Source organism: Stenotrophomonas sp. YJH_SMC_133 (genome assembly GCF_059370655.1).
This window is the reverse complement of the sequence record NZ_JCAFTW010000002.1, coordinates 265,435-279,483: the sequence shown is the minus strand read 5'-3', so window position 1 is coordinate 279,483 and position 14,049 is coordinate 265,435. Positions and strand designations below refer to the sequence as shown.

Annotated in this window: 12 protein-coding genes; 2 read left to right on the top strand and 10 right to left on the bottom strand. The window is 66.4% G+C overall.

Annotated elements, in window-relative coordinates; genetic code table 11:
• Window positions 1-45 precede the first annotated feature (45 nt).
• Together smeE and smeD are read right to left on the bottom strand one after the other, a co-directional pair.
• Window positions 46-3,168 carry a multidrug efflux RND transporter permease subunit SmeE gene (smeE, locus tag AC5P78_RS03820; RefSeq protein WP_005411088.1) on the bottom strand — a complete coding sequence of 1,041 codons (3,123 nt, stop codon included), beginning with the start codon at window positions 3,166-3,168 and terminating at the stop codon, window positions 46-48.
• Window positions 3,169-3,180: 12 nt separating this feature from the next.
• Window positions 3,181-4,365 (bottom strand): multidrug efflux RND transporter periplasmic adaptor subunit SmeD, encoded by a 1,185-nt coding sequence (smeD, locus tag AC5P78_RS03815; RefSeq protein ID WP_005411089.1) that lies wholly within the window; start codon window positions 4,363-4,365, stop codon window positions 3,181-3,183.
• Between the two features lie 224 nt (window positions 4,366-4,589).
• Between smeD and smeT the strand changes: the two genes are divergently transcribed.
• Together smeT and AC5P78_RS03805 are read left to right on the top strand one after the other, a co-directional pair.
• Entirely contained in the window at window positions 4,590-5,249 is a 660-nt protein-coding gene (gene smeT, locus AC5P78_RS03810; protein ID WP_005411090.1) for an efflux transporter SmeDEF transcriptional repressor SmeT, read from the top strand.
• Window positions 5,250-5,294: 45 nt separating this feature from the next.
• Entirely contained in the window at window positions 5,295-6,287 is a 993-nt protein-coding gene (locus AC5P78_RS03805) for a Gfo/Idh/MocA family protein (RefSeq protein WP_065183237.1), read from the top strand.
• A 96-nt stretch (window positions 6,288-6,383) separates the two neighbouring features.
• On the opposite strand, the gene hslU is transcribed toward AC5P78_RS03805, so the two are convergent.
• From hslU to AC5P78_RS03765, 8 genes are all read right to left on the bottom strand, one after another.
• Window positions 6,384-7,757: an ATP-dependent protease ATPase subunit HslU gene (gene hslU, locus AC5P78_RS03800; RefSeq protein WP_005414521.1), complete on the bottom strand. Its 1,374-nt coding sequence runs from the start codon at window positions 7,755-7,757 to the stop codon at window positions 6,384-6,386.
• Window positions 7,758-7,860: 103 nt separating this feature from the next.
• Complete coding sequence (hslV, locus tag AC5P78_RS03795; RefSeq protein ID WP_005411093.1) at window positions 7,861-8,412, bottom strand: ATP-dependent protease subunit HslV; 552 nt, start codon at window positions 8,410-8,412, stop codon at window positions 7,861-7,863.
• Between the two features lie 85 nt (window positions 8,413-8,497).
• Complete coding sequence (gene xerC, locus AC5P78_RS03790) at window positions 8,498-9,394, bottom strand: tyrosine recombinase XerC (protein WP_005411094.1); 897 nt, start codon at window positions 9,392-9,394, stop codon at window positions 8,498-8,500.
• A gap of 13 nt (window positions 9,395-9,407) precedes the next feature.
• Window positions 9,408-10,082: a DUF484 family protein gene (locus tag AC5P78_RS03785; RefSeq protein WP_005411095.1), complete on the bottom strand. Its 675-nt coding sequence runs from the start codon at window positions 10,080-10,082 to the stop codon at window positions 9,408-9,410.
• The gene (dapF, locus tag AC5P78_RS03780) at window positions 10,079-10,930 is read right to left on the bottom strand and encodes a diaminopimelate epimerase (protein ID WP_033834522.1); all 852 of its coding nucleotides are present in this window, start codon (window positions 10,928-10,930) and stop codon (window positions 10,079-10,081) included. The genes AC5P78_RS03785 and dapF overlap by 4 nt, the downstream gene beginning before the upstream one ends.
• Entirely contained in the window at window positions 10,923-11,195 is a 273-nt protein-coding gene (lptM, locus tag AC5P78_RS03775) for an LPS translocon maturation chaperone LptM (RefSeq protein WP_005411097.1), read from the bottom strand. The genes dapF and lptM overlap by 8 nt, the downstream gene beginning before the upstream one ends.
• Window positions 11,196-11,356: 161 nt before the next feature.
• Window positions 11,357-11,782 (bottom strand): YbaN family protein, encoded by a 426-nt coding sequence (locus AC5P78_RS03770; protein ID WP_024957059.1) that lies wholly within the window; start codon window positions 11,780-11,782, stop codon window positions 11,357-11,359.
• A gap of 54 nt (window positions 11,783-11,836) precedes the next feature.
• The gene (locus AC5P78_RS03765; protein ID WP_180872573.1) at window positions 11,837-13,948 is read right to left on the bottom strand and encodes a S9 family peptidase; all 2,112 of its coding nucleotides are present in this window, start codon (window positions 13,946-13,948) and stop codon (window positions 11,837-11,839) included.
• Window positions 13,949-14,049: the final 101 nt, after the last annotated feature.

Sequence of the window (14,049 nt, the reverse complement as noted above, 5' to 3'; positions counted from 1 at the left end):
ACCGTTTCGACAACGCCAGCCTGAGGCCGGCATGACCGTTTCAGGTCACGTCGTGGATTTGCGCTTGAACACGCGCTGCACCACCACGAAGAACAGCGGCACGAAGAACACACCGAGCACGGTGCCGACGATCATGCCGCCGAGCACGCCGGTGCCGATCGCCTGCTTGGCGCCGGAACCGGCACCGGTGGAGATCGCCAGCGGTACCACGCCCATGCCGAAGGCCAGCGAGGTCATCACGATCGGACGCAGGCGGTCGCGCACGGCATGCATGATCGATTCGATCAGGCCTGCGCCCTTCTCCAGGTTCTCCTTGGCGAACTCCACGATCAGGATCGCGTTCTTGCTGGTCAGGCCCACCGTGGTCAGCATCGCCACCTGGAAGTAGATATCGCGTTCCAGGCCCTTGAAGGTATTGGCCAGCACCGCGCCGAGGATGCCCAGCGGGGCCGCCAGCAGCACTGCGGTCGGCACGCTCCAGCTTTCGTACATCGCGGCCAGGCACAGGAATACGATCATCAGCGAGAGCGTGTACAGCAGTGGCGTCTGCGAGCCAGCCTGGCGCTCCTGGTACGACATCGCCGTCCATTCGATGCCGAAGCCCGCCGGCAGCTGCTTGGCCAGCTGTTCGATCTCGGCCATGGCATCACCGGAGGCGACACCCGGGGCCGGTTCGCCCTGGATTTCCATGGCCGACACACCGTTGTAGCGTTCCAGGCGCGGCGAACCGTAATCCCAGTGCTTGGTAGCGAAGGCACTGAACGGCACCATTTCACCCTTGTCGTTCTTCACGGACCAGAGATCGAAGTCCTCCGGCACCATGCGGAAAGGCTGGTCGGCCTGCACGAACACACGCTTGACGCGGCCACGATCGACGAAGTCGTCGATGTACGAGCTGCCCCACGCGGCGGCCAGCGTGCCGTTGATCTGGTCGATCGACAGCCCCAGCGAGGTCGCCTTGGCCGCGTCGATGTCGATGCGGAACTGCGGCGTGTCCTCCTGGCCGTTCGGGCGCACGTTGGCCAGCTTCTTGCTGCCGGCGGCGAGGCCGAGCAGCTGGTTGCGCGCGGCCACCAGTGCCTCGTGGCCCTGGCCGCTGTTGTCCTTCAGGAAGAAGGTATAGCCCGAGGCGGTGCCCAGTTCCGGGATGGCCGGCGGCGGGAAGGCGAAGATGAAGGCATCCTTGATCTGGCCCAGGGCCGCCATCGCGCGTCCGGTGATCGGCATCACGCCATTGTTGGCGTCACGCTCGCTCCAGTCCTTCAGCTTGACGAACGCCATGCCGGCGTTCTGGCCCATGCCGGCGAAGCTGAAGCCCTGCACCGAGAACACCGAGTCCACTGCATCCTTCTCGTTCTGCAGGAAGTGGTTTTCCAGTGCCGCGATCGATTCCAGCGTACGTTCCTGGGTGGCACCCACCGGGGCCTGCACCAGCGCCATCAACACGCCCTGGTCTTCGTTGGGCAGGAATGAGCTGGGCAGGCGCACGAACAACACGCCCATCAGCACGAACAGCGCCGCCACGATGCCCATGAAGCGCCACGGGCGATGGATGATGCCGCGCACGCCACGCTGGTAGCTTTCGCTGGTGCGGTCGAATCCACGGTTGAAGCCATTGAAGAAGCGACCGGCCAGGCCGCGGTGGGCGACGTGGTGCTCACCCTTCTTCAGCGGCTTGAGCATGGTCGCGCACAGCGCCGGGGTCAGCACGATCGCGACCAGCACCGACAATGCCATCGCCGAGACGATCGTGGCCGAGAACTGGCGGTAGATCACGCCGGTGGAGCCACTCATGAAGGCCATCGGCACGAACACCGCCGACAGCACCAAGCCGATGCCCACCAGCGCGCCGGTGATCTGGCCCATCGACTTGCGGGTCGCCTCGAGCGGCGACAGTCCTTCCTCGGACATGATGCGCTCGACGTTCTCCACCACCACGATGGCATCGTCCACCAGCAGGCCGATCGCAAGCACCATCGCGAACATGGTCAACATGTTCACCGAGAAGCCGAGCATGGCCAGCACGCCGAAGGTACCCAGCAGCACCACCGGCACGGCGATGGTCGGGATCAGGGTGGCGCGGAAGTTCTGCAGGAACAGGTACATCACCACGAACACCAGCACGATCGCTTCGATCAGGGTCTGCACCACGCCCTTGATCGACACGCGCACGAACGGGGTGGTGTCGTACGGAACCTCGGCCTTCAGCCCGGCCGGGAAGAAGCTCTTCATGTCTTCCAGCGCAGCATTCACGCCGGCGGCGGTATCCAGCGCGTTGGCGCCGGTGGCCAGGGTCACCGCCAGGCCGCTGGCCGGCTGGCCGTTGTAGCGGGTGACGAAGTCGTAGGACTCGGCACCCAGCTCGACGCGGGCGACATCCCCCAGGCGCAGCTCGGCACCGTCCTGCGCACCGCGCACGATGATGTTGCGGAACTGTTCCGGGGTCTGCAGGCGCGACTGCGCGTTGATGGTGGCGTTGAGCTGCTGGCCCTTGATCGACGGTGCACCGCCAAGCTGGCCGATGGCCACCTGCGCGTTCTGTGCCTTGATCGCTGCGGTCACTTCCGCAACCGACAGGCCATAGGTATGCAGCTTGTTCGGATCCAGCCAGATGCGCATGGCGTACTTGCCACCGAACACCTGGATGTTACCCACGCCTGGCACGCGGCTCAGGCGATCGACAACATTGGAACCGACGTAGTCGGCGATGTCGTTGGCGTCCATGCTGCCGTTCTCGGACACGAACGCGATGACGTTCAGGAAGCCCGAGCTGGACTTGGCCACGTTGATGCCCTGCCGCTGCACTTCCTGCGGCAGCAGCGGCATGGCCAGCTGCAGCTTGTTCTGCACCTGCACCTGGGCGATGTCCGGGTTGGTGCCGCTCTCGAAGGTCAGGGTGATGGTGGCCTGGCCGTTGGACGAGCTGTTGGAGGAGAAGTAGATCAGGCCATCAAGGCCCTTCATGTTCTGCTCGATGATCTGCGTCACCGAGTCCTCGACCACCTTGGCCGATGCACCCGGGTAGGTGGCGCTGATTTCCACCGCCGGCGGTGCGACGTTGGGGTACATCGAGACCGGCAGCTTGAACAGGGCCAGGCCGCCGGCGAGCATGATGATGATGGCGATCACCCACGCGAAGATGGGTCGATCGATGAAAAAGCGTGCCATGGGGTTCTCCGCTTACTTCGCGTCGCCGGCCGGGGCGGCAGGCTGGGCGGCCGCTGCCGGCTTGGCCGGAGCAGCGCCCTTCTCGGTGGCCTTGACCGGCATGCCGGGGCCGATCTTCTGCAGGCCTTCGACGATGACCTTGTCGCCGGCCTTCAGACCGTCCTCGACCAGCCACTTGTCGCCGACCGTGCGGCTGACCTTGACCGGGCGCACTTCGACCTTGTTGTCCTTGCCGACCACCATCGCGGTGGTGTCGCCCTTCGGATCGCGGGCGATGCCCTGCATCGGTACCAGCACCGCATCGCTGCGCACGCCGCCGCCGATCACCGCGCGCACGTAGGTGCCCGGCATCAGCAGGCCGTCCGGGTTGTCCACCTTCACGCGCAGGCCGAAGCTGCCGGTGGCTGGATCGACGCTCACTTCAGAGAACTCCAGCGTGCCCTTGTGCTCGAAGGTGCTGCCGTCTTCCATCAGGATGCTGACCGGCAGCGTCTGGTTGTCCTGCAGGCGGCCGGCAGCCAGTTCGCGGCGCAGCTGCAGCAGCTCGGCCGAGGACTGGGTCAGATCGACGTAGATCGGGTCCAGCTGCTGCACGGTGGCCAGTGCATTGGCCTGGCCGGCGCTGACCAGCGCACCCTGGGTAACGCTGGACTTGCCGATGCGGCCGCTGATCGGCGCGGTGATGCGGGCATAGCCGAGGGTGACGTTGGCCGCATCCAGCGAGGCCCTGGCGGCACCGACATCGGCCTCGGCCTGCTTCTGCGCGGCCACGGCGTTTTCCAGATCCTGCTGGCTGACCGCGTCGACCTTGGCCAGCTCGGTGATGCGCTTGGCGCTCAGGCGCGCGGCGTTGGCCGTGGCTTCGGCGCGGGCCAGCTGGGCGCGGGCGCTGTTGGCCTGGGCGCGGTAGCTGGCGTCCTCGATCTGGTAGAGCGGCTCGCCGGCCTTGACCATGCCGCCTTCGGTGAACAGGCGCTTGGCAACGATGCCGTTGACCTGCGGGCGCACTTCGGCGACCAGGAAGGCGTTGGTACGGCCCGGCAGTTCGCGGGTCAGGCCCACGGTCTCGGACTTCAGCGTGACCACGGTGACGTCACCCGGGCCCTGCTCGGGGGCCTGGGGTTGGCCGCCGCAGGCAGCCACGGCTGCGGCGATGGCCAGCGACAGTGCAAAGGGTCGGATTCGGCTCAGCAACATGACGGAAAGGCTCTTGAAGGAAAGGATCTCAGCCGGCGCTGATACGGCGGACCCTTCGACCGGTAAAGGTGAAGACCGTGAGAACAGCGCCCACCCGGGTGGAGCGGGAGCCGGACCGGCCTGCCACGCACACGACGGGAATGATGGGAGCGAAATATACATACATGCTTGTTTGTTTGTAAACCGGTACAATTCAGCCACGTTTCACCCGCACTCGTACCTACATGGCCCGCAAGACCAAAGAGGACACCCAGGCAACCCGGGAAGGCATCCTTGACGCCGCCGAAGCCTGCTTCCATGAACACGGCGTGGCCCGTACCACGCTGGAGATGATCGGCGCCCGCGCCGGCTATACCCGTGGCGCGGTCTACTGGCACTTCAAGAACAAGAGCGAGGTGCTGGCCGCGATCGTCGAACGGGTGCACCTGCCCTTCATGCAGGAACTGGAGCGCACCTCCACCGACCAGCGCGACACCCCCGTGCACGACCTGCGCGCGGTGATGATCCACTCCTTCATCGAGCTGTCCGAAGACGAGCGCCTGCGCAAGACCATGGAGATCATGCTGCGCAGCGATGCCTCGGCCGACACCAGGGTGCTGACCGAAATGCAGCAGGCCGGATTCCGCGATGCGCTGGACCGGATGGAGCGTGCCCTGCGCCGCGCCCGCGATCTGGGCCAGCTGCGCGAAGGCGCCGACCCCAAGATCGCCGCGCGCATGCTGCATGCCACCGTGCTGGGCGTGCTGCACGGGGCGATGGTCGAACCGGACCTGATGGATCTCAAGCGCGACGGCATGCTCGCACTGGACATGACCCTGGCCGCCTACGTGAAGGACGGCGTGTTCGTGCCGGGCACTGTGCCCGAGCCGCTGCCCGAAGCGTGAGTGGCGCTGCTGCCGCCACCGCCGCGCCCATCTGAGGACAGCCCCGTGATCCTGGACAACGTGGTGTGGGGCTTCATCGGCTGTGGCAGCGTCACCGAGAAGAAGAGCGGCCCCGCCCTGGCCAGCACACCCGGCTCACGGGTGGCAGCGGTCATGCGCCGCAATGCGGGATTGGCCGAGGATTATGCGCGGCGCCACGCGATTCCGCGCTGGTACGCCGACGCCGACGCACTCATCGCCGATCCCGAAGTGAACGCGGTCTACGTGTCAACGCCGCCCTCGACGCACATGCATTACGCGCTGCAGGCGATCGCCGCGGGCAAGCCGGTCTACATCGAAAAGCCGATGGCCATGGACCACGACGAGTGCCAGCGCATCATCGCGGCCAGCGCCCGCAGCGGCGTGCCCGTGTTCGTGGCCTACTACCGCCGTGCCCTGCCCCGCTTCGCACAGGTGAAGCAGCTGCTGGACAACGGCGCGATCGGAACGCCGCGCAGCGTGCGCGCCACCCTGCATCGGCCGCATTCGGCGAATGCCGCATCGCCCGACTTCTGGCGGACCAATCCGTCGATCGCCGGCGGCGGGCTGTTCGTCGATCTGGGCTCGCATACCCTGGACCTGCTCGACCATCTATTGGGGCCGCTGGGCGACGTGCGTGGCCTGGCCAGTTCGCTGACCGGCGCCTACGCCGCCGAGGACAGTGTCTCGATGTGCTTCCGTACCGGCAGTGGGGCGCACGGCATCGCGCAATGGAGCTTCTGCGCGTTCCGGCGCCAGGATGAGGTCGAGATCACCGGCGACCGCGGGCAGCTGCGCTTTGCCACCTTCGAGGACGTTCCAGTGGTTCTGGAGACCGAAGCGGGCATGCAGGCATTCGACATCCCGAACCCGCCATCGGTCCAGCAGCCGTTGATCGCGCACCTCGTGGACGAACTGCGCGGCAACGGCCGTTCGCCCTCGAGCGGCATCAGCGCCGCCCGCACCAGTGCGGTGATCGACCAGGTGCTGCGGGACTACCGCACCCGGCAGTCGCGCTGACCGCACAAGAAAATGGCCGCCCTGCGGCGGCCCTTTCTGTTGCAGCGGGCGGAGTCAGAGCCCTCGCTGGGGCGAGGGATCCGACTCCAACGGGCATTACAGGATGTAGCGGCTCAGGTCCGGGTCCTGCACCAGCTCACCCAGGTGCTTGTCGACGTAGGCGCTGTCGATCGCCAGGCTTTCGCCATCGCGGTCCGGTGCCTCGTAGCTGAGCGAATCCAGCAGGCGCTCCAGCACCGTATGCAGGCGACGGGCACCGATGTTCTCCTGGCGTTCGTTCACCTGGAACGCGATTTCGGCCAGGCGCTCGATGGCGTCGGCGGTGAAGCTGACCTTGACGCCCTCGGTAGCCAGCAGCGCTTCGTACTGCTTGGTCAGCGCGGCCTTCGGCTCGGTCAGGATGCGCACGAAATCACCCTTGCTCAGCGCACCCAGTTCAACGCGGATCGGGAAGCGACCCTGCAGCTCCGGAATCAGATCGCTGGGCTTGGCCAGGTGGAACGCACCGGATGCAATGAACAGGATGTGGTCGGTCTTGATCGTGCCGTACTTGGTGGACACGTTGGAGCCTTCCACCAGCGGCAGCAGGTCGCGCTGCACGCCTTCGCGGGAGACATCGCCGCCGCCCACGTTATCGCCACGCTTGGCGACCTTGTCGATCTCGTCGATGAAGACGATGCCGTGCTGCTCGCAGGCCTCGATCGCCGCAGTGCGGATATCGTCCTCGTTGACCAGCTTGCCGGCCTCTTCTTCGATCAGCAGCGGTCGCGCGGCCTTGATGGTCAGCGTGCGCTTGTGCGCCTTCGCGCCGCCGCCAAGGTTGGCGAACATCGACTTCAGCTGCTGGCCCATTTCCTCCATGCCCGGCGGGGTCATGATGTCCATGCTGACATTGGCGGCCAGGTCGAGTTCGATCTCGCGCTCGTCCAGCTCACCGTTGCGCAGCATCTTGCGGAACTTGATGCGGGTCTCGTTGTCCTGCGCCGACGGTTCGTTGCGGGCGACTTCCGGATCGAAGCCGATGCCACCGCTGCGGCGCGGCAGCAGCGCATCGAGGATGCGGTCTTCGGCGCGTTCCTCGGCCTGGGTACGCACGCGCACCTTGGCCTGTTCGCGGTACAGCTTCACTGCGGTATCGGCCAGGTCGCGGATGATCTGCTCGACGTCCTTGCCGACGTAGCCGACTTCGGTGAAGCGGGTGGCTTCGACCTTCACGAACGGCGCGTTGGCCAGCGTGGCCAGGCGACGCGCGATCTCGGTCTTGCCGACGCCGGTCGGGCCGATCATCAGGATGTTCTTCGGCATCACTTCATTGCGCAGCTCAGGCACCAGCTGCATGCGGCGCCAGCGGTTGCGCAGGGCGATGGCCACGGCGCGCTTGGCGTCGTGCTGGCCCACGATATGCCGGTCCAGTTCCTGCACGATCTCGCGCGGGGTCATGGTGGCGGAGGAAACTTCGATCTTCGACATGGATGTGCTCACGAATTCGTTGTCGGTCGTGCCGGCCGCTGGCCGGCAACCAGGCACGCGTGTGGGGGATCATGAGGTTGCCGGCCAGCAGCCGGCGCGACCCTCAGAGTTCCTCGACCACCACGTTGCGGTTGGTGTAGATGCAGATATCGCCGGCAATGCCGATCGCTTCGCTGGCGATGGTGCGCGCATCCAGTTCGGTGTGTGCCATCAACGCGCGTGCAGCCGACAGCGCATAGGAACCACCCGAGCCGATGGCGATGATGCCGTCCTCCGGTTCGATCACATCGCCGGTGCCGCTGATGATCAGCGAGGTTTCCTTGTCGGCCACGGCCAACAGGGCTTCAAGCTTTCCGAGGCGGCGCTCGGTGCGCCAATCCTTGGCCAGTTCGACCGCAGCGCGCTGCAACTGGCCGTGCTTTTCCAGCTTGGCCTCGAACAGCTCGAACAGGGTGAAGGCATCGGCGGCGGCACCGGCAAAGCCGGCCAGCACCTGGCCATCACGACCGAGGCGGCGCACCTTGCGCGCATTGCCCTTCATCACGGTGTGGCCCAGCGTGACCTGGCCGTCGCCGGCAATGGCCACGTGCTCGCCGCGACGGACGCAGACGATGGTGGTGGCGTGGAAAACGTTGGGGTTCTGACTGGGGTCCATGATGCCTCCGGGGTGACAGAACCAGAGGTGGGGACTGCCCTGCGCCCTTCAAGCCACCCGCGAGCGGCTGCCGCACGGGCAACGTTCAGCTTTCTCCGCTGCCCTCGCTGCTGCTTCGACGCTTCGCGCGCGGATGCGCCGCGTCGTAGACCTTGGCCAGGTGCTGGAAATCCAGGTGGGTGTAGATCTGGGTGGTGGCGATGTCGGCATGGCCCAGCAGCTCCTGCACGCCGCGCAGATCACCGGATGATTCCAGGATATGGCTGGCGAAACTGTGCCGCAGCATGTGCGGGTGCACGTGCTTGAACAGGCCCTGGCGCTGCGCCAGCTGGCGGATGCGGATCTGCACCGCGCGTTGGCTGATCGGTCCGTTGCGGCCGGGAAATACCGGCGAGGCCGGACCACCGCCACTTTCGGCGCGCCACGCCTGCAGCGCTTCGCGCGCCGGCCGGCCGAACGGCACGCGGCGCTGCCGATTGCCCTTGCCCAGCACGTTGACCAGCCCGCTGTCGAAATCCAGATCGCGCCAGGTCAGCGCGCAGACTTCGCTCAGGCGCAGGCCGGAAGAATAAAAAAGTTCCAGCAGCGCGCGGTCACGGCGGCCGAGTTCACCTTCCGGCTCCAGCTCGACCAGCTGCACGGCCTCATCGGCGTCGAGGACCTGTGGCAACCGGCGCGGCGCGCGCGGCGCCTTCAGCGTTGCTGCAGGACTGACCTCGATGCGGCCGTGCTTGAGCAGCCAGGCATAGAAGCTGCGGCAGGCGGACAAGCGGCGCTGCAGGCTCTTGGCCGACAGGCCACGGCGGTGCTCATCGGCGACGAACTGGCGCAGCGCGTCGGCATCGAGTGCCTCCACCGCAACACCGCGCGGCTCGGCCCAGACCGACAGCGCGTCCAGGTCACGGCGGTAGGCATCGAGCGTATGCGCCGACATCCGCCGCTCTACCTGCAGATGCTGCAGGAAGGCCTGTACCGCGCTCATCGTCGTGTCCTGCTCAGCCCGGGAAGCGCTTCAGGCCGGCGACCAGGGCGTCGCCCATCATGCGCAGGAACAGCGTGCCCATGCCCGGATAGAAACGGTTCGGATCGTGGCTGCCCACCGCAATCAGGCCCACGCCCGGCAACGGCAGCAGCGCGGTGGTCTGCACTTCCTCGCTGCGCACGCCATACAGCACGGCATTCTTTTCCGGCTGCAGGCGGCCGCAGATCGGCTCGCCGTCCTTCAGGCAGTCGCGGAACGGGCCCAGCTGCGGATCATCGGCGGCGATCACCTGCAACCAGTCGGCCTGTTCCAGCCCGGCCACCGGCGTGTGCACCACCAATCGCACCAGGTCGCCGGCGAAATCTTCCTGCAGCGAGGCCGCCATCGCACGCAGGGTGTCGGCGGCGTTGTCCTGCTTCATCAACGCAAGGGTCAGCTGGTGCGTGCGCACCGCCAGGCGTTCGTTGACCTGGGCAGTCGCGCCCAGGTCGGCCAACCGTCGTGCCAGCTCGCGGTTCTTCTCGCGCAGCACCTCCAGCTGGTAGCTGGCCAGCGACGCGGTCGGGCCGTCGTCACGCGGCACCACCAGGGTCAGGGCCAGGTCCGGGAACTGCTTGAGGAAGCCGGGATGTCGCCGCAACCAGGCAGCGACTTCGTGGGCCCCGAGCTTGTCGACGGTTTCGGTCATGCCATCCACTCCCCTTCGAAGACGAATGCGGTCGGGCCGGCCATCACCACAGGCTGGCCATCGCCCGGCCACTGGATGCGCAGGTCACCACCGGGCAGGCTGATGCGTGCATCACGCTGCAGGCGGCCGCGCTGCATCAGGGTCACCGCAGCGGCGCAGGCGCCACTGCCGCAGGCCAGGGTTTCGCCGACGCCGCGTTCATTCACACGCAGACGTGCATGCGCCGGGCCCATCACCTGGGCGAAGCCCACGTTCACCGAGCGCGGGAACGAGGCATGCTGCTGCAGCAGCGCACCGACGCGCTCGACCGGTGCAGCATCGATCAGGCCCACTTCGATCACTGCATGCGGGTTGCCCATCGACACCGCAGCGAAACGCACGCTTTCGCCCTGCAGCGGCAGCAGGTATTCCTCGCGCGCGTGGGCGAAACCCACCAGCGGCACGTTGGCCGGCTCGAACGCCGGCACGCCCATGGTCACCGCGAACTGGCCATCGCCCAGCACTTCCACCTCATGGCTGGCCAGCGGGCTGTCGATGACGAAGCGGTCGCCCTGCGCACTGCCTTCGCGCACCAGCCAGGCGGCGATGCAGCGCGCGCCATTGCCGCACTGTTCGGAATTGGAGCCGTCGGCATTCCAGATGCGGTACGACGCCACCGAGCCTTCCGCACGCGGCGCTTCGATGGTCAGGATCTGATCGCAGCCGACGCCGGTGTGGCGGTCGGCCAGCTGCGCGGCCAGTTCAGGCGTGGGCGGCGCGGTGCCGTCACGCAGGTCGATCACTACGAAATCATTGCCCGCGCCATGCATCTTGCTGAAGCGCAGGGCCTTGGAACCGGCCTTACTCATTCCCGCCGCCCACCTTCTTCGCAGGCGCAGGCGCCGGTTGCGTGGTCGGTGCAGCCGGCTCCACGGTCGTGGCCGGGGTGCCGCTGCCTTCGGTCTGCGCCGGGGTCGCTTCGGTAGCGGGCTCGGCAACAGGTTCGACGGTTTCTTCCACCGGCACCGGCTTCTGCGGCAGTACCAGCGGGCCCTTGTTGCCGCAGGCGGCGAGGAACAGCAGCGAAGCCGCTGCCAGCGGAATCAGGATGGCGTTTCGATGGGGGATCTTCATGCCCCGAGTATAGCCATTGGCGGCTGAGCGGTTGGTAGAGTCGACTGTGAGTCGACTGCTCCTGCAACGGCCGTGAAAAACCCGCGCTGCGCGCGATAGTCGACTGACAGTCGACTCTACCCCCCTGACCGCCCCACGGGCCGCCCCGGGGCGGGCCATGTTCAGCCTTCCGGCGGTGGCAACGGCCGGGTCCACAGCCAGATCGCCACCACGGTCATGCTGCCGATCGAGAACCACTTCACCCAGGCAATCGGCACGCACCAGAGCATGATGCCGGCGCATACCGCCATGGTGATCGTGGCCATCCACTTGCCGTAGCGGCTGACCGCCCCGTGTGCCTGCCAGTTGGCGATGGCCGGGCCGAAGCGTGGATGCTGCAGCAGCCAGTTGTGCAGGCGCTCGGAGCCACGCGAGGCGGCCCAGGCCGAAATCAGGATGAATACGGTGGTCGGCAGGCCCGGCACGAAGATGCCGACGATGCCGGTGCCGAGGCTGACATAGGCCAGCAGCCACCACGCCCAGCGGAAACGCACCACGCGCGGAGGCGTGGTGGCATCGCGAGGGACGGAAGGATCTGGCGCGCTCATGGCCGCAAGGATACCGGTTCAGGGTGCCAGGCAGTGCCCGGCACCCTGTCGCGATCACGGCTGGGCGATGCCCAGCTGCTGCAGCACGAATGCGTACGACTCGGACAGCTCGCGGTAGCGCTGGAAGCGCCCCGACTTGCCGCCGTGGCCGGCTTCCATGTTGGTGCGGAACAGGATCGGGTAGTGGCCGGTGTTGTTGTCACGCAGCTTGGCCACCCACTTGGCCGGTTCCCAGTACTGCACCTGCGAATCCCACAGGCCGGTGCCCACGAACAGCGCCGGATAGGCCTGCTTGCTGACGTTGTCGTAGGGCGAGTAGGACAGCATGTAGTCGTAGAACTGCTTGTGCTCCGGGTTGCCCCACTCGTCGTACTCGTTGGTGGTCAACGGAATGGTCGGGTCGAGCATGGTGGTCACCACATCGACGAACGGCACCTGGGCCACCATCACGCGGTAGTCCTGCGGCGCCTGGTTGGCCACCGCGCCCATCAGCAGGCCACCGGCACTGCCGCCGGATGCCGCCACGCGATCCTTCGCCGCCCAGCCCTGCGCCACCAGGCCACGGGTGACGTCGATGAAGTCGTTGAAGGTGTTCTGCTTGTGCAGCAGCTTGCCGTTCTCGTACCAGTCGCGGCCCATTTCCTGGCCACCGCGGATGTGGGCGATGGCATACACCACGCCGCGGTCGAGCAGGCTCACCGCGGTCTGGTTGAAGTACGGGTCCATCGACATGCCGTAGCTGCCATAGGCGTACTGGAACAACGCGCCCTTGCCATCCTTCTGGTAGCCCTTGCGGTAGACCAGCGACACCGGCACCTTCACGCCATCGCGCGCGGTGATCCAGACGCGGTCGGTTTCGTACTTCGACGCGTCATAGCCGATCACCGGCTGCACCTTCAGCTGGCGGCGCTCACCGGTGGCGGTGTTCAGTTCGAACACGGTGGTGGGGGTGGTCATCGAGGTGTAGACGTAGCGCAACCAGGGCGTATCGGCCTCGGTGTTGTCGCCCAGGCCCATCGAGTACGCCGGCTCGTCGGCCTTCACGTAGTCGCTGCGGCCATCCTTGAACAGCAGGCGGATGCGTTCCAGGCCCTCGGAGCGTTCGGCGATGGCGGTGTAGCCATCGAACAGTTCGAAGCCTTCGATGAACACCGCATCGTCGTGCGCGATCCAGTCCTTCCACTGCGCACGCGAGGTCGCATCGGTCGGTGCGGTGACCAGCTTGAAGTTCTTCGCACCGTCATTGGTGCGGATCACCCAGCGGCCATCGTAGTGGTCGGCGTCGTACTCGACATCGCGCTGGCGCGGCGCCAGCACGGTGAAGTGGGTCGGGTCGCTGGCCGGCGCGTAACGCTCTTCCGAGGACACGGTGCTGTGCACGCCGATGGTGATGAAGCGATCGTCGCGGGTGCGGCCGATGCCCATGTAGAAGCTGTCGTCCTTCTCTTCGTATACGACGGTGTCGGCGCTGGCCGGGGTGCCCAGCACGTGCTTCTTCACGCGCACGGTCAGCAGCGTTTCCGGATCGTTCTCGACATACAGCACGGTGCGGTTGTCGTCGGCCCAGACCAGGTCGCCCGAGCTGCCGGTGATCACATCGGGCAGCACCTTGCCGGTGGCCAGGTCCTTGAAGCGGATGGTGTACTGGCGGCGGCCGACATCATCATCGGCCCAGGCCAGCAGCTGGTTGTCCTGGCTGACTTCCATCGAGCCGACGCTGAAATAGCCCTTGCCGGCAGCCATCGCGTTGACGTCCAGCAGGATTTCCTCGGCGGCCTCCATGCTGCCCTTGCGGCGTGCGTGGATCGGGTAGTCCTGGCCGGTTTCGAAGCGGCTGTAGTACCAGTAGCCACGCTCGCGCGCCGGCACGCTGGAATCGTCCTGCTTGATGCGGCCGACGATCTCCTTGTAAAGGGTGTCTTCCAGCGGCTTCAGCGGCGCCAGCAGCTGGTCGGCATAGGCATTCTCGGCCTGCAGGTAGGCCAGCATGTCCTTGTTCCCGCGCTTGTCGTCGCGCAGCCAGTAATAGTCATCGTTGCGGGTCGCGCCGAACGGCGCCTTGACCACATGCGGATGCTTGGCGGCATCCGGCGGAACGGGCGGAGTGGCGGCGGTGGCAGTGGTGGTCATCAGGCTGGCAAGCAACAGGCAGAGGGTGGAATTCATGAGATAGGGCTCCTTGAGGGGCAATGCAATGGCGTCCTTGCGCCCGAGTCTGGGTTGCGGAAGGACGGTGGGCAACCCTGCGGAACGTCATGGTGGCCATG